18 protein-coding genes are annotated in these 18,129 nt (G+C 68.6%); 5 read left to right on the top strand and 13 right to left on the bottom strand.

What is annotated here, in order from left to right:
- Nucleotides 1–108: 108 nt before the first annotated feature.
- A complete protein-coding gene (locus tag ACLBV5_RS10290) occupies nt 109–1,392 on the top strand; it encodes a D-amino acid dehydrogenase (RefSeq protein ID WP_447605764.1) in 1,284 nt (427 codons plus the stop codon).
- 201 nt (nt 1,393–1,593) lie between these two features.
- On the opposite strand, the gene ACLBV5_RS10285 is transcribed toward ACLBV5_RS10290, so the two are convergent.
- From ACLBV5_RS10285 to ACLBV5_RS10225, 13 genes are read right to left on the bottom strand one after another with little or no spacing between them, the layout of a single operon-like run.
- Complete coding sequence (locus ACLBV5_RS10285) at nt 1,594–2,046, bottom strand: chemotaxis protein CheE (RefSeq protein ID WP_447605628.1); 453 nt, start codon at nt 2,044–2,046, stop codon at nt 1,594–1,596.
- On the bottom strand, nt 2,043–2,630 hold the full coding sequence (locus tag ACLBV5_RS10280; RefSeq protein ID WP_025977944.1) for a response regulator: 588 nt from the start codon (nt 2,628–2,630) through the stop codon (nt 2,043–2,045). Before ACLBV5_RS10280 ends, ACLBV5_RS10285 begins: the two co-directional genes overlap by 4 nt.
- Before the next feature lie 3 nt (nt 2,631–2,633).
- Nucleotides 2,634–3,008, bottom strand: coding sequence for a hypothetical protein (locus tag ACLBV5_RS10275; RefSeq protein WP_447605627.1), 375 nt, complete (start codon nt 3,006–3,008; stop codon nt 2,634–2,636).
- The gene (locus ACLBV5_RS10270; protein WP_025977946.1) at nt 3,008–3,553 is read right to left on the bottom strand and encodes a chemotaxis protein CheD; all 546 of its coding nucleotides are present in this window, start codon (nt 3,551–3,553) and stop codon (nt 3,008–3,010) included. The genes ACLBV5_RS10275 and ACLBV5_RS10270 overlap by 1 nt, the downstream gene beginning before the upstream one ends.
- On the bottom strand, nt 3,550–3,939 hold the full coding sequence (locus ACLBV5_RS10265) for a response regulator (RefSeq protein ID WP_025977947.1): 390 nt from the start codon (nt 3,937–3,939) through the stop codon (nt 3,550–3,552). The genes ACLBV5_RS10270 and ACLBV5_RS10265 overlap by 4 nt, the downstream gene beginning before the upstream one ends.
- Nucleotides 3,940–3,947: 8 nt before the next feature.
- Nucleotides 3,948–4,985, bottom strand: a complete 1,038-nt coding sequence (locus ACLBV5_RS10260) for a protein-glutamate methylesterase/protein-glutamine glutaminase (protein ID WP_253123298.1) — start codon at nt 4,983–4,985, stop codon at nt 3,948–3,950.
- On the bottom strand, nt 4,982–5,848 hold the full coding sequence (locus ACLBV5_RS10255) for a CheR family methyltransferase (protein ID WP_447605626.1): 867 nt from the start codon (nt 5,846–5,848) through the stop codon (nt 4,982–4,984). The genes ACLBV5_RS10260 and ACLBV5_RS10255 overlap by 4 nt, the downstream gene beginning before the upstream one ends.
- Nucleotides 5,845–6,327, bottom strand: a complete 483-nt coding sequence (locus ACLBV5_RS10250) for a chemotaxis protein CheW (RefSeq protein WP_447605625.1) — start codon at nt 6,325–6,327, stop codon at nt 5,845–5,847. The genes ACLBV5_RS10255 and ACLBV5_RS10250 overlap by 4 nt, the downstream gene beginning before the upstream one ends.
- Nucleotides 6,328–6,330: 3 nt before the next feature.
- Nucleotides 6,331–8,664 carry a chemotaxis protein CheA gene (locus ACLBV5_RS10245; RefSeq protein ID WP_447605624.1) on the bottom strand — a complete coding sequence of 778 codons (2,334 nt, stop codon included), beginning with the start codon at nt 8,662–8,664 and terminating at the stop codon, nt 6,331–6,333.
- A 20-nt stretch (nt 8,665–8,684) separates the two neighbouring features.
- Nucleotides 8,685–9,050 (bottom strand): response regulator, encoded by a 366-nt coding sequence (locus tag ACLBV5_RS10240; RefSeq protein ID WP_003169188.1) that lies wholly within the window; start codon nt 9,048–9,050, stop codon nt 8,685–8,687.
- Nucleotides 9,047–9,328: an STAS domain-containing protein gene (locus tag ACLBV5_RS10235; RefSeq protein WP_025977951.1), complete on the bottom strand. Its 282-nt coding sequence runs from the start codon at nt 9,326–9,328 to the stop codon at nt 9,047–9,049. The genes ACLBV5_RS10240 and ACLBV5_RS10235 overlap by 4 nt, the downstream gene beginning before the upstream one ends.
- Nucleotides 9,328–11,331: a methyl-accepting chemotaxis protein gene (locus ACLBV5_RS10230; RefSeq protein ID WP_134581572.1), complete on the bottom strand. Its 2,004-nt coding sequence runs from the start codon at nt 11,329–11,331 to the stop codon at nt 9,328–9,330. Before ACLBV5_RS10230 ends, ACLBV5_RS10235 begins: the two co-directional genes overlap by 1 nt.
- A gap of 50 nt (nt 11,332–11,381) precedes the next feature.
- A complete protein-coding gene (locus ACLBV5_RS10225; RefSeq protein WP_447605623.1) occupies nt 11,382–12,101 on the bottom strand; it encodes a TorF family putative porin in 720 nt (239 codons plus the stop codon).
- 361 nt (nt 12,102–12,462) lie between these two features.
- Here ACLBV5_RS10225 and ACLBV5_RS10220 point away from each other — a divergent pair, with 361 nt between their 5' ends.
- The 4 genes from ACLBV5_RS10220 to ACLBV5_RS10205 all read left to right on the top strand — a co-directional run bounded on the left by ACLBV5_RS10220 (nt 12,463) and on the right by ACLBV5_RS10205 (nt 17,991).
- Nucleotides 12,463–13,785: a two-component system sensor histidine kinase NtrB gene (locus ACLBV5_RS10220; RefSeq protein ID WP_447605622.1), complete on the top strand. Its 1,323-nt coding sequence runs from the start codon at nt 12,463–12,465 to the stop codon at nt 13,783–13,785.
- Nucleotides 13,782–14,384, top strand: coding sequence for a response regulator transcription factor (locus tag ACLBV5_RS10215; RefSeq protein WP_025977955.1), 603 nt, complete (start codon nt 13,782–13,784; stop codon nt 14,382–14,384). Before ACLBV5_RS10220 ends, ACLBV5_RS10215 begins: the two co-directional genes overlap by 4 nt.
- Before the next feature lie 93 nt (nt 14,385–14,477).
- Nucleotides 14,478–15,923 (top strand): NAD-dependent succinate-semialdehyde dehydrogenase, encoded by a 1,446-nt coding sequence (locus tag ACLBV5_RS10210; RefSeq protein ID WP_447605621.1) that lies wholly within the window; start codon nt 14,478–14,480, stop codon nt 15,921–15,923.
- A 412-nt stretch (nt 15,924–16,335) separates the two neighbouring features.
- On the top strand, nt 16,336–17,991 hold the full coding sequence (locus ACLBV5_RS10205; protein WP_447605763.1) for an MFS transporter: 1,656 nt from the start codon (nt 16,336–16,338) through the stop codon (nt 17,989–17,991).
- The last annotated feature ends 138 nt before the right edge of the window (nt 17,992–18,129 follow it).

Genomic DNA, 18,129 nt, shown 5'->3' with positions numbered 1-18,129 from the left:
AGTGATTGGCCGAACACAGGCAGTCCTTATCAAGCCTGTCGATATTGCGGCGCACACAAACTGCGGCTTGCGCGAAGGGCGCAAAATCTGGTCTAGGGAGCCACGCGTCTGGTTCGCGCAAGGTCAAGACCCATGAAGATCGCAATCCTCGGCGCCGGCGTGATCGGCGTGACGACCGCCCACTACCTGGCCCGCCAGGGGCACGAGGTCACCGTCATCGACCGCCAGAGCGGTCCGGCGCTGGAGACCAGCTTCGCCAACGCCGGCGAGATCTCGCCCGGCTATTCGTCGCCCTGGGCCGCGCCCGGCATTCCCGCCAAGGCGGTGAAGTGGCTGTTCATGCGCCACGCGCCGCTGATCCTGCATCCGCAGATCAACGCCCCGACCGTGCGTTGGCTTCTGGCCCTGCTGCGCAACTGCACCTCGGCCCGCTATGCGCTGAACAAGGCGCGCATGGTGCGTTTGGCCGATTACAGCCAGGTGGTGCAGACGGCGCTGAACGAGGAACTGGACCTTCAGTACGACCATCGCACCCAGGGCACGCTGCAGCTGTTCCGCACGCAGAAGCAGCTGGACGGCATCTACAAGGACACCGAGGTCCTGCGCGAAGGCGGCGTGCCGTTCGAAGTGCTGGACCAGGACGGCTGCATCGCCGCCGAGCCGGGCCTGAAGGCCACGCGCGACCTGTTCGTCGGCGGCCTGCGCCTGCCGCGCGACGAGACGGGCGACTGCTTCAAGTTCACCGTCGCCCTGGCCGACCACGCCGCCGCGACGCAGGGCGTGACCTTCCAGTACGGCACGACCATCCAGGGCCTGATCGCCGAGGGCGGCCGCGTCACTGGGGTCAAGACCGACAAGGGCGTGGTCACGGCCGACGCCTATGTGCTGGCGCTGGGCTCCTATTCGCCGATGATGGTCAAGCCGCTGGGCATGACCCTGCCGGTCTATCCGGTGAAGGGCTATTCGATCACCGCCCCGATCATCAATGAGCCCGCCGCCCCGGTCTCGACCATCATGGACGAGAGCTACAAGGTGGCCATCACCCGCCTGGGCGATCGCATCCGCGTCGGCGGCATGGCCGAGATCGCCGGCTTCTCCGACGCCCTGCCCGAGCGCCGCCGCAATACGCTGGAACACTCGGTCGGCTCGCTCTTCCCCGGCGCGGGCGACCTGAAGGCGGCCAGCTACTGGTCGGGCCTGCGCCCGATGACGCCGGACGGCACGCCGGTCATCGGCAAGACCAAGATCGACAACCTGTTCCTGAACACCGGCCACGGCACGCTGGGCTGGACCATGGCGTGCGGCTCGGCCCGCGTCATCGCCGACCTGATCAGCGGCCAGACGCCCGATATCGAGACGGCCGACCTGGGCATCGCGCGATACGGCCGCTGATTCATTCTGAGGCGATAACACGCACAAATCCTTCTCCCCTTGTGGGAGAAGGTGGGCGCCGCAAGGCGCTCGGATGAGGGGTGCTAGCGCCTCATTATCCGGACAAGGCGTCGGCCTCAGTCAACAATGGCCAGGCTTCGCGTCGACACCCCTCATCCGTCTCGCTCCGCGAGCCACCTTCTCCCACAAGGGGAGAAGGGCCTAGCTTCTTGCCTTCGCCGCCACGGCCTTCAGGCCGTTCAGCAACTGCTGCGTCGCCGCATTGCGTTCGCAGCCGGCGTTGAGGATCAGCCGCAGCGCCTGGACGTGCACCTGCACCGGCGGCCAGTCCCAGGCCGCCGCCGTCGTCATGCGGTCGACTGTATCGGCCAGGCTGTAGCCCGCGTCGAACAGCGGCCCGGTGTCGAAGAAGCCCGCCAGGTCCACCACGCGCGACGCCAGACGATAGACTTCGGCGCCGGACGCCTGCGGCCGTCCTGCGCACAGGCTTTCCAGCCTCGCAACGGCGGCTTCGATCTCGGCCATGACCTCGGCCTTGTGGCGGCCCAGCCGTTCGTCAGCGCGGCGCTGAACATCGCTTAGGGTCCGGCCGCCCGGCTGGGCCATCTGCTGCGCCAGAGAGGTCTTGATCCGGGTGATCACAGGCTCGCTCACAGGGACACCCTCTGCGGTTTCAGCAGCATGTCGATATCGGCCTGATCCATATTCTCTTCGACGGCGTGGCCGACGTGAGCCGACAGGTCGCCCTTGCGGCGCCCGGTCATGCCCACCGGCGGGCCGAAATTACGGACGCGCCGATCGGGACCGACATAGGTCGCGCACTCGACGAACTCGCGCTCATCGCCCGCCAGCCACAGGATGCGCTTCAACAGCACGGCCGGCGTCAGAGGCTTGGTGATGACGAAGCTGACGCCGCAGTCGCGGCCTTCCTGCACCTTGGACTGGGAGGCGTGGCCGGTGACCAGGATGACCGGCGTGTAGCGCATCGGCGCAGGCGTCTCGCGCCGCAGCCAGCGGGTGAAGGCGTAGCCGTCCATCTCCGGGTCGCCGCAGTCGATGACGATCAGATCGACCGGACGCTGTTGCAGGAGCTTCACCGCCTCGACGGCCGAGGGGCGTTTGATCTGCTCCTTGACGCCGAAGCCCTGAAAGATCGAGCCGAGCATGTCCAATGCCTGCGGCGTGTCGTCGACCAGCAGCACCGTCGACTGCTCCAGATTGATGCGGTCGTCGGCCATCGCTCAGAACAGTTGCAGCACGCCCGGCGCCGAGGCGCCGGACGCCGCGTTCGGATCGTCAGCGGGCGCCGCCGAGGGGCGGGCGCGGTGGGCCGTCTCCTGCATCCGCTCGGCCATCTCGGCCAAAGGCAGAGCCGCCAGGGCGGTGTCCATCGGCTGCTCCTCGGCCACGGCCTGAGCCAGTCCGGCCAGGGCCTCGATGCGCTGGGACAGGACGTCGAAGCTCTGGCTGCGCGTCAGATAGCCCAGCCGCGTCTCGGCCGGCAGCTGGCGCAGCACCTCGGACACCAGCCCGCCCGCCGCCTCGATCTCGGCGCGGATGTCCGACAGCTCCGCCGCCATGGCGGCCAGCAGGTCGCGATTGTCTGTTTCAGCCATCAGAACAGCTCCAGATCCCCGGCAGCGACAGGCGTCGGCGGCGGCGTCGCGGGCGGCAGGCTGGCGCCGTCCGTCACCACGCGCTGACGCGCCCGACCGCTGACCGGCCAATAGTGAATACGGCGCCCGCCGGCGCCCCTCAGACTGCGGCTGACGACGGGAATGCCCTCGTCCGCCAGGAATTTCTCGGCGAAGTCGGCGTTGGCCGACCCGATGTCGGTCAGGGCGTCGAACATACGGCCGCCGCCGAACAGCTTGGCCTCCAGCCGGTCGCGGCGACCGCCCGCCTTCAGGACATCGTTGATCAGGACTTCCATCAGATAGGCGCCATAGCGGCGACTGGCTCCCCGGTCGGCCCCAGCGCCTTCTGGCAGCAGGAAGTGGTTCATCCCCCCGACCCCCGCCTGCGGGTCGCGCAGGCACAGGGCTACGCAGCTGCCCAGGACGGTCGTGAGCACGACGTCGGGATCGGACGACACATAGTGATCGCCCTGCCCCACGTGCACGCGCCGCTCGACCGGCTCCTGGACCGCCGCGCCGGTCACGTCAGCGGGCCGAAGACCGCTTCCAGCTTCTCTTTCAGCTGGGCGGTGGTGAAGGGCTTCACCAGATAGTTGTTCACCCCGAACTGGACGGCGCGCTGGACCAGCTCGCGGTCGGCCCGGCCGGTCAGCATGATGAAGGCCGTCTTGGAGAGCGGCGGATGCGCCCGGATGGCGCGCAGCAGGCTCAGCCCGTCCAGATTCGGCATGTTGAAGTCCGAGATCACCAGATGGACCGGCTGCACCAACAGGGAGCGCAGGGCCGCCTCGCCGTCGGGCGCTTCCTCGATGTCGCGCACGCCGATCTGCTGCAGACTGGCGCGGACAAGCGAGCGCATCGTCAGCTGATCATCGACGACGAGGGTGCGGATGGCGGAGGCGGCGGGCATGAACGTCCTTACGCGACAGACTGGGGCGCGGCCGTGCGGGCGGCGCAGGATTCGAGGATGGCGGGGGCCATGCGGGACAGGGGCAGCTGGCGCTCGACGGCGCCCAGTTCGAAGGCCGCGCGCGGCATGCCATAGACGACGCAGGACGCCTCGTCCTGGCCCAGGGTGCGGGCGCCGGCCTGGCGCATGGCCAGCAGGCCCTTGGCTCCGTCCTTGCCCATGCCGGTCAGGATGACGCCGGTCATCGGGCGGCCCAGCTGGGCGACCGAGCCGAACAGCACGTCGACGGAGGGGCGGTGGCCGTTGACCGGATCGGCGGCGATCAGGCGGCAGCGTCCGCCCGAGGCGACCAGGTGGGCGTCCCCGCCCGGCGCGATGTAGACATGGCCCGGCTTCAGCGGCGCGCCGTCCTCGGCCTCGCTGACCGCGGCGGCCGAGGCCTTGTTCAGGCGGGCGGCGAAGCTCTTGGTGAAGCTGGCGGGCATGTGCTGGGTCACCAGCGTCGGCGGGCAGTCGGCGGGGAAGGCCGACAGGATGGTCAGCAGGGCCTCGACCCCGCCGGTGGACGAACCGATGGCCAGCACATGGTTGGGGTCGGCGTGATAGGCGCCCTCATGACCCTGGACCGCGCGGGTCTCCAGAGGACGGACGCGCGAGCGGGCGGCGACCTTCACCTTTTCCGCCAGATCGCCGAAGGCTTCCTGAACCGGCACGCCCGGCGCGGGCTTGGCCACGGCGTCCACCGCCCCGACCTCCAGCGCGGCGAGGGTCACGTCGGTCCCCGCCTGCGTCAGGGTCGAGACCATGACCACCGGCATGGGCCGCAGCCGCATGATCTTCTCCAGGAACTCCAGCCCGTTCATGTTGGGCATCTCGACGTCCAGGGTGATGACGTCGGGGTTCAGCTCCTTGATCTTGGCGCGCGCCTCCAGCGGATCGGCGGCCGTGCCGACCACATTGATCTCAGGATCGCGGCGCAGGACGGCGCTGATCAGGCTGCGCATGGTGGCGCTGTCGTCCACCACCAGGACCGAGACCGCGCTCACGCCCCCGCTCCCTTGACGTAGGTGGTCAGGCCGGCGGGCTGCAGCTGTTGCGCCGCCGGACCCGTCACCCGCTCGGAATGGCCGATGTAGAGGACGCCGCCGGGGTTCAGGATCGGGGTGAACCGGCCCCAGACGCGCTCCTGGGTCGCGTCGTCGAAATAGATGACCACGTTGCGGCAGAAGATGACGTCGAAGCGGCCGCGCATCGGCCAGTCGCCGATCAGGTTCAGCTCCTTGAACGTCACCAGACGGCGCAGGGCCGCATCGGCGCTGAAGCGGCCGGGCGCGCCCGCCACCGGCTCGAAATGCCGCCGCGACGCCGCCGGGACGGGGGCCAGCAGGTCGTCGGAATAGACGCCCGCCGCGCCCTCGGCGACCATGTTGGGGTCGATGTCGGTGGCCAGGATGCGCACGTCCAGATCGGCCGCCTCGGGCAGGACGTCCAGCACCGTCATCGCCATCGAATAGGGCTCCTGCCCGTTCGAGCAGGCGGCGGACCACAGGCGCACGCGCCCGCCCGCGCGCGCCTTGGCGGCTAGGTCCGGCATCACCTTGTCGCGCAGGTGACCGAAGTGGTGCGGCTCGCGGTAGAAGCGGGTGACGTTGGTGGTCAGGGCCGCCATCATCGCCTGGCGCTCGTCCACGCCCTGCGCCCCGTCGATCAGGGCGCAGTAGTCGCGGAAGCTGCGCAGCCCCAGCAGGCGCAGGCGCTTGGCCAGGCGCGAATAGACCAGCGCCGCCTTGCCTTCGCTGAGGGCGATGCCGGCGTGGGCGTGCAGGGTTTGGGCGATGTGGCGGAAATCCTCGGCCGTGAAGACGAACTCGCCTTCGACCAGAGCCCCCCGCCCGGCGACGGTCGTCATGCCGCTTCGGCCTCGCTTTCCGGCAGAACGTGATCCAGGTCGATCAGGCTGATCATGCGGCCGCCCTCGACGGCGAAGATGCCCTTCACGAAGGACTTCACATGATCGCTGGCCACGTCCGGGGTCGGCTGGATGGCCGCGTCCGACAGTTGCACGATGTCCGACACCGCATCGACCAGCAGGCCCACCAGACGCGAGCCCACATGGGCCACCATGATGACGTGACGCTCGGTCGGCTCGCCGGTCTGCAGGCCGAAACGCGCGCCCAGGTCGATGATCGGCAGCACCACCCCGCGCAGGTTGATGACGCCCTTCATATAGGCGGGCGAGCGGGGCAGGGGCGTGGCCGGGGTCCAGCCGCGGATCTCGCGCACGCTCATGATGTCGACGCAGAATTCCTGTTCGCCGATGCGGAAGGCGATCAGTTCGCGATCGGTCCCGGCGACGTTGGGGGGGAGAATGTGGTCAATGTGGGTCATGGTTCAGCTCGCCATTTGCAGGTCGGAACGCGACGGGGTTCGGGAACGCTTGGCGGTCACTAGGGCGTCGATATCGAGGATCAGGGCCACGCGGCCGTCGCCCAAGATGGTGGCGGCGGCCACGCCCTCGACGTGGCGGTAGTTGGATTCCAGGCTCTTGATGACGACCTGGCGCTGGCCGTGGATGGCGTCGACCAGCAGGGCGGCGCGCTGGCCGCTTTCGGTCTCGACGATCATCACCACCCCGCCCTTCAGGACCGTGGGGTCGTCGCGGAAACCCATGGCCAAGCCGACGTCCACCAGCGGCACGAAGGCCTCGCGGAAGCGCAGCACCGGATCGACGCCGCCGACGTAATGGATGTCGGCCTCGTTCGGCGTCAGGCTCTCGACGATGGCGGCCAGGGGCGCGACCAGGGTCTGTTCGGCCGCGCCGACCACCATGCCGTCCAGCACGGCCAGGGTCAGCGGCAGGCTGAGGGTGAAGGTCGAGCCCTTGCCCGGCACGGAGCTGATCGAGATGCGCCCGCCCAGCGACTGGATCGAGCGGCGCACCACGTCCATGCCCACGCCCCGGCCCGACAGGTCCGACACCTCGGTCGCGGTCGAGAAGCCGGGCAGGAAGATCAGATTGTCGATCTCGTCGTCCGACAGGATGGCGTCCTCGGCGATCAGGCCGCGCTCGACGGCGATGCCCCTGACGCGCGGGCGGTTGATGCCCTTGCCGTCGTCGGAAATCTCGATGACGATCCGGCCCGAGCGGTGCAGGGCCGCCAGACGCACCGTCCCCTCGGCCGGCTTGCCCGCCGCCAGACGCTCGTCCGGCCCTTCCAGCCCGTGGTCGATGGCGTTGCGCAGCATGTGGGTGATGGGATCGGACAGGCGTTCGATCACGGTCTTGTCGACCTCGGTGTCCTCGCCGGACGTGACCAGTTTCACCTTCTTGCCGGTGGCCTCGGCCGCCTCGCGCACCAGGCGGGGCATCCGCTGGAACACCGACTTCACCGGCTGGGCGCGGATGGCCATGACGCTGTCCTGAATCTCGCGCGTCAGCAGCTCCAGGTCTTCGAGGCCCAGGCCGATGTCGGACGAACGGGCCAGACCGCTTTCGGTCACGCGCTGGGCCAGCATGGCCTGCTGGATGACCAGTTCCCCGACCGCGTTGATCAGGCGATCGACCCGCTCCAGATCGACGCGGATGGTCACGGGCGCGGCGGCGGCGGGCGTCGCTTGCACAGGCGCCGGAGCGGCCGGCGCAGGCTTGGCGACGACCGGCGACGGCGCGACAGGTTCAGGCGCGGCGATCACAGGCGGGGCGATCACAGGCGGGGCGACGACAGCGGCAGGCGCCTCCGTCGGCGCGGCGCCGACCGAGGCCAGCAGGGCGGCGATATCCAGTTCCGACGACGCCGCGCGGGCCAGGGCCGAGGCGTCGCTTTGCGCCCCAGCAGCCGCAGGCGCAGCCTCGGCGGGGCCCTCGCCCGACAGCGGCGTGATGCTCAGGTCGCAGTCCATCTCCACGAAGTCGAAGACCTCGCGCACCTCGGCCTCGCTGGCGTCGCCGTCCAGTTCGATGGTCCAGATCAAATGGCTGTCGGTCGGCTCCAGCGCGTCCAGCAGCGGCACGCCGCTGTCGTCCAGCTGCACCCGCGTCGGACCCAAACGGGCCAGTTCGCGCAGCAACAGCCCGGTCTCATTGGCGCTGGCGTACAGGCGCGGATGCGGGCGCAAGACGATCCTCCAGCCGCCCGCCGCGGCCGGGGCCGACAGGTCAGGCAGAGGCGCTGGATCAGGCAGGGGCGCCAAGGCCGCCAGATCCGGCAAGGGCGGCAGATCGGCCAGATCCGGCAGGCCCGCCGGCGCTTCGAACGCGCCCAGATCCATGGCCACCGGCGTGAAGCCGAAGTCATCCTCTTCCGGCTCGACGGCCGCGACCGGGGCGGCGCCGCCATAGGTCAGGGCCTCAAGCTCGGCGACCAGTCCGGCCGAACGCGCCGGGTCGACGGGCGCGCCCGCGCCGCGCGCAGCGGCGACGTGGTCGGCCAGCACGTCGGCGGCGCGCAGCAGGGTCTTCACGGTCGCATCGTCGCACGGTTTGCGGCCCGAGCGCAGCTCGTCCATCAGCGTCTCGAAAACGTGGGCGAAACGGACCAGGTCCTCCAGCCCAAAGGCCCCCGCCCCGCCCTTGACCGAGTGAACGGCGCGAAAGACGGCGTTGATGACCTCGATGTCCGTCGAACCGGACTCCAGCGTCAGCAGATTGCCTTCCAGATCGGCGAGCAGCTCCTCGCACTCCTGAAAGAAGGTCGCCTTGATCGCCTCGAACGGATCGTCGCTCATCGCCCCGCGCCCCTTTTTTCTTACGCCGCCACGCGACGCACGGCGTCGACCAGACGCACGGGATCGAACGGCTTGACGATCCAGCCGGTGGCCCCGGCCTCGCGGGCGCGCTGCTTCTTGGCGGCGTCGCTCTCGGTCGTCAGGACCAGCACGGGCACGGCGCTGAACGCCGGGTCCGCCCGCATCCCCTCGATGAAGCCGAAGCCGTCCATGCGCGGCATGTTGATGTCGGTGATGACGATGTCGGGGCTTTCGGCCTGAAGCACCTCCAGGCCATGGACGCCGTCCTCGGCCTGGACCACGCGATAGCCCGCATCCTTGAGCGCCAGCATCAGCATGTCGCGCATGGTGCGTGAATCGTCGACGGTCAGAACGGTTTTGGTCATTGCAGGGCGTCCTGTGTGGAAAGGTCGGAGAGCGAAGCGCCGAAGGCGCTCCATTGGGTCGTCATGGCCTCGGAGGCATTGACGAAGGTCAAAGCCTGGCCGTCGGCGCGCCAGGTGCGGATCGCCGACAACAGCAGCTGAAGGCACAGCCCGCCCAGCCGCTCGACGGCCGAACCGTCCAGCGTCAGGGCCTGACCGCGCGCCGCCAGCAGTTCGCCCTTCAGCGGCTCGGCCGCGCGCAGGTCCAGAACCGGGGCCAGAACGACCACAGCCGCCATCAGAACTCCTCCCAGCCGTCTTCGATGATTTCAGCCTTCAGGGCCGCGCCGCCGCGTCCCATCGTCTTCAGGGCGGCGACCGTCTCGGCCACCGGCTGGGGCGTGCGGGCCGGCGCAACGTCCGCCGCGACCGGCGCCGGCTTCGCCTTGAACGGCGACGACTGGCCTTGCGACGGAGGGGCCGAAACGCGCGCCGGGGCCGCGACCCCGTTGGCGCCCTGAGCGACCTTGAAACGCGCCACCGAGGCGGCCAGGACGTCGGCTTCCTGAGCCAGGGAATGGCTGGCGGCGGTCGATTCCTCGACCATCGCGGCGTTCTGCTGGGTGACCTGATCCATCTGGTTCACGGCGGTATTGACCTGTTGCAGGCCGGTCGCCTGCTCCTGGGCCGAGGCCGAGATTTCCGACATCAGCCCGTCGATCTCGGCGACCTCGGCGACGATGCGGCCCAGGGCCTGGCCGGTCTGGCCGACCAGGGCCACCCCCTGCTCGACCTGGCGGCCCGAGGCGGTGATCAGGGTCTTGATCTCCTTGGCCGCGTCGGCCGAGCGCTGGGCCAGCGCCCGCACCTCCGAAGCCACCACGGCGAAGCCGCGCCCGGCGTCGCCCGCACGCGCCGCCTCGACGCCCGCGTTCAACGCCAGAAGGTTGGTCTGGAAGGCGATTTCGTCGATCACGCCGATGATGGCGCCGATCTGGTTGGAGGACTGTTCGATGGCGGTCATGGCGGCGACGGCGTCGCTGACCACTGCGCCCGACGCCTCGGCCTCATTGCGCGCCGTCTGGACGACGCGGGACGCCTGACGGGCGCCGTCGGCGGTCCGGTTCACCGTGGCGGTAATTTCATCCAGGGCCGCTGCGGTCTCTTCCAGGCTGGCGGCCTGCTGTTCGGTGCGACGCGACAGGTCATCCGACGCCTGGCTGATCTCGCCCGAGCCCGAGCGGATCGCGGCCACGTTGTCGACCACCACGGCCACGGCCTGCTCCAACTGCGAAATGGCCGCGTTGAAGTCAGCCTTCAGCTGTTCCGCCTTCGGCGCGAAGGGAACGTCGATCCGGTAGGTCAGATCGCCTGCCGCCATCGCATTCAGGCCTTCAGCCAGGGCGGTGATAGCGACGCGGTCCTCTTCGGCCGCCCTGGCCTTTTCGGCTTCGACGCGGGCGCGCTCTTCCTCGACCGCGCGGCGCTGGGCGGCGGTCTCGGCTTCGAGAGCGTCCTTGGCGATGGCGGCGTCCTTGAAGGTCTGGACGGCGGCGGCCATCTGGCCGACCTCGTCCTTGCGGCCGGCGGCCGGCACCGGAACGGAGGTGTCGCCCGACGCCAGGCGGCGCATGGCCGTCGTCATCGCCGTCAGCGGCTTGGCCAGGACATTGGTCAGCATCACCGCCATGCCGCCCGCCAGCGCCAGCGCCAGCAGCAGGCCGCCGATCAGCACCATGCGGGCCGTCTTGGCGGCCGCTACCTGCTTCTCGCCATAGAGGCGGCTTTCCTGAACCTTCTTCTCGATCAGGCCATCCAGCGCGCTTTCCGCCGGATCGATGAATTTGTCGGCCTGGCCGTCGCGGCCGACCATGGCGATGGCCTGCATCCAGCCCGCCTGATCGGCGACCATGACCCGGCCGCGCTGAACCACCTGCTTGTTCCACTCGTCCGCCGCCGTGCGGGCCGCGCGCGCCTGCGCCGCGCTGGAGCGGTCCAACTGGACCAGCCGGTCCAGGCTCTGGTTGAAGCTCTTGCGATGCTCTTCGACACGCTGAAGATAATAGGGGTCGCGCGACACTAGAAAGCCGCGATAGCTGGCCTCCTGACGCGCCAGATAGAATTGCGCCGCCTCGGCCTCGCGCTGGACCACGCCCGCGCGCGAACGATCCGTCCGCGCCGCATCAAGCGCATTGATCTGCAAAAACACCGTCAGCCCCATGGCGACGATGGCCAGGATCACGACCGCAAAGGCCGCCATCAGTTTCTTTTCGATCTTCAGGTCGCTCAACATGGCGTCCATCTAACTCTTCCCCCGTGAAGATTCTCTTGAGAGCCGAAACCGGCTTTCGATCAGAAGTTGAAGCTGAGCGCCCCCACCAGGCGCCCGTCGTAGTTCTCGCCCAGGGCGTGGCTGTCGGTGTCGTACCAGCGGGCGTCGATCGCCCATCGCTCGCTCAGGTTGTATTTCACGCCCATGTTCCAGGCGTTGTAGTCGGCCCCGCCGTCGGCCGATCGAACGCCGAAGGCCGCCGAGGCCCGGGCGCGCGGGCCCAGCGGCGCGGCGGCCTGAGCCTCGATCCACCAGGCCTGCCGCGTCGCGGCGAAGCCGTCGGGCGTGTAGTTGACGCGCAGACGTCCGGACACGCGCCCGATCCTGCGCGAGACGTCCGCCTGATATTCCCAATAGTTGGCGTCGACGCCGGCCCGCGTCCCAGGCAGGTCGCGGTTCATCACCGACAGGTCAAAGGCGAAGCCCGCCGCCCTGGGCCGCCAGCCCAGAGCCGCGACGATCTCGGCGTCCGACCCCTGAGACAGGCGGGCGGTCGAGGCGAAGACGCTGCCGTAGAGATCGCCGTACGACGCCTCCAGCGTTCCGTTCAGGCTGGGATCGCCCGCGCTCTTGCCCAATCCCTTGCCGACGTATTCGCTGGCGAGGCCCAGCTGGCCGCTCCAGCGGCCATCGACGGACTGCGCCGTCGCCGGGCCAGCAGCACAGGCGACCGCGACCAGAGCCGCCGTACAAAGCCCGCGCACGCCGTTCTGGCGGGGGGCTGAAACATGAAAGGGCATTCGGACCTCTTTTAAGCGAGACCGTCTTGCCCGGCATTTCCGTATGGAATCGTAAACTGCCGCCTACGTATAAGTCCGCATGTCCCGACAAGGGACGCTGCAACCGCAAGATCGACATCTGCAGACGACATGACGCTCCAGCGTCGAGACTGTAGAGTTAAGCAATAGCGTTAACAAGACGGCTGATATCATCGTTATTTTGAGAAACGGCGGTTTCTATGGTCGCGCTGATCACGGGCGCTGATTGCAACATTCTCAACGAATATTTAGAACGCCCCGACGTCTCGATTCTGACAACGCTGTTATGAAGGATCCCGACCTTGGTCGGGGGGCGCGAGGAGGACTTTCCATTTATTCCGCATTGGACCGCCGCCCCGTCGCCGCGCATCGCAAACCCCACGCCTGGGCTGCGGCTCTGGCGTTCTCGACGCTGACGGGCGCCAGTCTGGTTTTGGCCCTGGCGTTTGCGTGGACCCCGACGCGCCCCGCACTCGTGATCGCGCTGGCCTTAACCCTGCTGTCGATTCTGAGCCTGATCGCCGCCTGGCGTCAGGACCGCGACATGGCGCGCCAGCTGACCGCGCGCGACGCCATGCTGCACGCCGCCTTCCTGTCGACCCCCGCCCTCACCCTCAGCCGGGACGGCCTGATCCAGCGGATGAACGGCGCCGCGGTGGCCCTGTTCGGCCTGCCGCGCGAGGCGGCGATGGGACGCCCCTTTTCCGATCTGACGGCCGAGTTCGACATGGACGCCGTCCACCAAGCCAACGACCAGGCGGGCCAGCTGGAAGCGCGTCGCGGCTACTGGACCGGCCGCCGCGCCGACGGCTCGACCTTTCCGCTCAGCCTGCGCTTCGGCCTGATACCGCCCACCCCCGGCCCCGGCGGATCGGGCGTGGAGCAAGTCGCCCTGGCCCTGACCGACCTGACCCGTTCGCACGCCGCCGAGGCGCAGGCGCGCGAACTGCACGCCCAGCTCAACAAGGTCTGGCGGCTGAACTCCCTGGGCGAGATGGCCGCCACCCTGGCTCACGAGCTGAACCAGCCGCTCAGCGCCGCCACCGCCTATATGCACGCCAGCCAGGCGGAAATGCTCAAGGCCGGCCCCGTCGCCGAGCCCGCCCGGCCCCCGCTGGACCTGGCCAAGGGTCAACTGCTTCGCGCCGGCAAGCTGATCCACCGCATGCGCGAGCTTCTGACCATTGAAACCAGCGTGTTGGGGCGCGAGCGCGTCTCTTCGATGATCGAGGATCTGGCGCCCATTCTGCAGATGATCGGCCAGGACAAGAAGGTCGAGGTCCGCCTCGACGCCGAGGCCGAGGACGACGACGTCCGCGCCGACCGCATCCAGTTCCAGCAGGCTCTGGTCAATCTGGTGCGCAATGCGGTCGAGGCGGCGGCGGAGCGCCCCGACGGCGCGGTCGTCAGCGTCACCGGCCGGGTCGAGGGGCCCGTCTATCGCATCAGCGTCGAGGACAACGGGCCCGGCATCGCTGAGGCGGACGCCGAGCGCATCTTCCAGCCCCTGACCACCACCAAGTCGGCCGGCATGGGGCTGGGGCTATCGGTCACGCGCACCATAGTGGAGCGTCACGGCGGCGCTCTGTCGGCGCGCCGCAGTCCGTCGCTGGGCGGCGCCGCCTTCGCCTTCGCCCTGCGCCGCCACGAGGGAGGTTCGCGATGAGCCGTTCCGTCTTCGTCATCGACGATGATGACGCCGTCCGGGATTCCCTGCTGGCCCTGCTGCGGGCCGACGGCGTGCGGGCGCGCGGCTTCGCCGGAGGCGCCGACTTCTTCGCCGCCCTGCCCGGTGACGCCGCCGCCTGCGTCATCACCGATGTGCGGATGCCCGGCATGGACGGCGCCGAGCTGGTGCGCCGTCTGATCGAGCTGCGCGGCAACGCCTGGCCCATCATCGTCATCACCGGCCACGCCGACGTCACCATGGCGGTGCAGATGATGAAGTCCGGCATCGTCGACTTCATCGAAAAGCCGTTCGACCCTGAGCGCCTGATCGAGACCGTCCGCGCCTGTCTGAACCGGATGGACGATCTGGACCAGCGCCAGCAGGCCCGTCAGGCGGCGCAGATGCGGCTGGGACGGCTGACCCCGCGCGAGCGCCAGGTCTTCGACGCCCTGATCGCGGGCCTGTCCAACAAGGAGATCGCGCTGCAGCTGAAGATCAGCCCGCGCACGGTCGAGGTCTTCCGCGCCAAGGTCATGGCCAAGATGGAGGCCGACAGCCTGTCGGCCCTGGTGCGCATGGGGTTGATGCTCGTCTAGACTTTCGCGCGGGCGTGCAGCCTCGTCCGCGCCGAGGCGTTATGACGGCTCCCCGCCCTCGTTCCTGCGTCTTGCGTCCAAGGAGTTCGCCCCATGTCCGATCCTGCCCGTCTGCTGCGTCATCAGGCCTATGTCGACGGCCGCTGGATCGACGCCGACGGCGGCGGAACCCTCGAAGTGACCAACCCGGCCACGGGCGAGGTTCTGGCCACGGTCCCCGACATGGGCGCATCTGAGACCCGCCGCGCCATCGCCGCCGCCGAGGCCGCCATGAAGCCCTGGGCCGCCAAGACGGCGGGCGAGCGCGCCCGCATCCTGCGCCGCTGGTTCGACATGATGACGATCGAGCAGGACGCGCTGGGCCGTCTGCTGACCCGCGAACAGGGCAAGAGCCTGACCGAGGCCAAGGGCGAGATCGCCTATGCCGCCAGCTTCATCGAATGGTTCGCCGAAGAGGGCAAACGCACCTACGGCGAGGTCATCCCCAGCCATGACGCCTCCAAGCGGCTGGTGACGCTGCGCCAGCCGGTCGGGGTGGTGGGGGCCATCACCCCGTGGAACTTCCCCGCCGCCATGATCACCCGCAAGGTCGGCCCGGCCCTGGCCGCCGGCTGCGCCGTGGTGCTGAAGCCCGCCAGTCAGACGCCGCTGTCGGCCCTGGCTCTGGCCGTGCTGGCGGAAGAAGCGGGCCTGCCGCCTGGCCTGTTCAACGTCGTCACCGGCTCGGCCTCGGCCATCGGCGGCGAGCTGACGTCGAATGAAACGGTGCGCAAGATCAGCTTCACCGGCTCGACCGAGATCGGCCGCCTGCTGATGGAGCAGTCGTCGCAGACCATCAAGAAGATGAGCCTGGAGCTGGGCGGCAACGCCCCCTTCCTGGTCTTCGACGACGCCGACATCGACGCGGCCGTGGCGGGCGCCGTGGCCTCGAAGTACCGCAACGCGGGCCAGACCTGCGTCTGCACCAACCGCTTCTATGTGCAGGCCGCCATCTACGACGAATTCGTCGCCAAGCTGACAAAGGCCACCGAGGCGTTGAAGGTCGGAAACGGCCTGGACGACGGCGTCCAGATCGGCCCCCTGATCGACGAGAAGGCGGTGAAGAAGGTCGAAGAACACGTCGCCGACGCCCTGGCCAAGGGGGCGACCCTTTTGACCGGCGGCGAACGCCACAAGCTGGGGCGCACCTTCTTCCAGCCGACCGTCCTGTCGGGCGTGACCCAGGACATGCAGATGTGCCGCGAGGAGACCTTCGGTCCCGTCTCCGGCGTCGTTCGCTTCGAGACGGAAGAGGAAGGCGTTGCGCTGGCCAACGACACCATCTTCGGCCTGGCAGGCTACTTCTACGCCCGCGGCCTGAGCCGCGTCTGGCGCGTGGCTGAGGCGATGCAGACCGGCATGATCGGCGTCAACACCGGCCTGATCTCCACCGAGGTCGCCCCCTTCGGCGGCATCAAGCAGTCCGGCCTGGGCCGCGAGGGCTCCAGCCACGGCATCGAGGATTACCTGGAGATCAAATACCTCTGCATGGGGATTTGATCTCCCTCTCCCGATGGGAGAGGGCTTGAGCCTCCAAGAGCCGCAGGCGATTGGACTAGGCGAAAGGGTGAGGTTTCGCGGGTGAAGTCGGCCGAAGGCCGTGGCGCAGCCTCTTCATCCTCTCTGGCTTGTCGAATAGAAGGCGATCTGCGGTTGCGCGACGGCTTACGCCGACTGACGCCTTAGCCCCTCACCCTTTCGCTTTGCGGATCGCCTTCGGCTCTCCGAAGCTCAAGCCCTCTCCCGTCGGGAGAGGGAAGCATGATTATTCGACCAAGGTCGGTCTGCGCAAACCGCCGTTCCTGCTGTCACTCTCCCTTCCGACGCCTGGCGCAAAGCACGCCGGGCGCGAGGGAAACGCGCCGCGCATCGCGGCCGCACAGGAAGGGAACTGCCCATGACCGACCGCACCATGGATGCGGCGGAGGGCGCGGAGCACACGGTCGACAAGAACGACCGGCTGGTGATTCTCGCCTCCTCCGTCGGCACCGTCATCGAATGGTACGACTTCTATCTCTACGGCTCTCTGGCCGCGATCATTTCCGCCCAGTTCTTCTCGGGCGTGAACGAGACCACCGGCTTCATCTTCGCCCTGATGGCCTTCGCCGCGGGCTTTGCGGTCCGTCCGTTCGGGGCCATCGTCTTCGGCCGCATGGGCGATCTGTGGGGACGCAAGAACACCTTCCTGGTGACCATGCTGCTGATGGGCGTCTCGACCTTCGTGGTCGGCCTGCTGCCCCCCTACGCCGCCATCGGCATCGCCGCGCCGATCATCCTGGTGCTGATGCGCCTAATCCAGGGCCTGGCGCTGGGCGGGGAATACGGCGGCGCCGCCACCTACGTCGCCGAGCACGCCCCGGAGGGCAAGCGCGGCTTCTACACCTCCTTCATCCAGATCACCGCCACCGTGGGCCTGCTGCTCAGCCTGGCCGTGATCCTTGGCGTCCGCTTCAGCGTCGGCGAAGAGGCCTTCGTCGCATGGGGCTGGCGCATCCCCTTCCTGGTCTCGATCCTGCTGCTGGGCGTGTCCCTGTGGATCCGCCTGAAGCTGTCGGAAAGCCCGGCGTTCAAGCGCATGAAGGCCGAGGGCAAGGGCTCGACCACCCCGCTGAAGGACAGCTTCATGAAGTGGCCGAACCTGAAGCTGGTGCTGATCGCCCTGTTCGGCCTGGCCGCCGGTCAGGCGGTGGTCTGGTACACGGGCCAGTTCTACGCCCTGTTCTTCCTGGAGAAGACGCTGAGGGTCGATCCCACCCTGGCCAACATCCTGATCGCCGCCGCCCTAGCGCTGGCGACGCCCTTCTTCATCATCTTCGGCTGGCTGTCGGACAAGATCGGCCGCAAGCCCATCATCATGGCGGGCTGCCTGCTGGCCGCCGTGACCTACTTCCCGCTGTTCGGCGCCCTGACCGAGGCGGCCAACCCGCGTCTGGCCGCTGCGGCGGCCTCGTCGCCGGTGACCGTCGTCGCCGACCCGGCCGACTGCCACTTCCAGTTCGACCCCGTCGGCAAGACCGTCTTCAACAGCTCGTGCGACGTCGCCAAGACCCATCTGGCCAAGGCGGGCGTCACCTACGTCAATGAGGCCGCCCCGGCCGGAACCGTGGCCCAGGTGCGCATCGGCGACCGGGTGGTCGAAAGCTTCAACGGCAAGACCATGGCCAAGGCCGACTTCGACGCGCAAAAGAAGACCTGGGACGCCGGCCTGACCGCCGCCCTCGCCGAGGCCGGCTATCCGGCCAAGGCCGACAGCGCCCTGGTCAACAAGCCGCTGGTGATCGGCATCCTGTTCCTGCTGGTGCTGTATGTGACCATGGTCTACGGCCCGATCGCCGCCGCCCTGGTCGAGATGTTCCCGACCAAGGTGCGCTACACCTCCATGTCGCTGCCCTATCACATCGGCAACGGCTGGTTCGGCGGCTTCCTGCCGACCACGGCGTTCGCCATGGTCGCGGCCACGGGCAACATCTACTACGGCCTGTGGTACCCCATCGCCATCGCCGTGCTGACCCTGATCATCGGCGTCCTCTTCGTGAAGGAAGGCAAGGACGTGAACATCCACGACTAGGGCTCCTGATGCTCTCCCTCCCCTTTATGGGGAGGGTGGCTGAGCCCGACAGGGCGAAGCCGGGTGGGGGCGGCCAGGCTATCCACGCGCCGAGGCCAGGTTCGCGTCGAGACCAGGATCACCACGCCCTCCCCACCC

Source organism: Brevundimonas sp. M1A4_2e (genome assembly GCF_053345555.1).
Note: the sequence above shows the minus strand (reverse complement) of the source record. Positions and strands in the feature narration are given on the sequence as shown.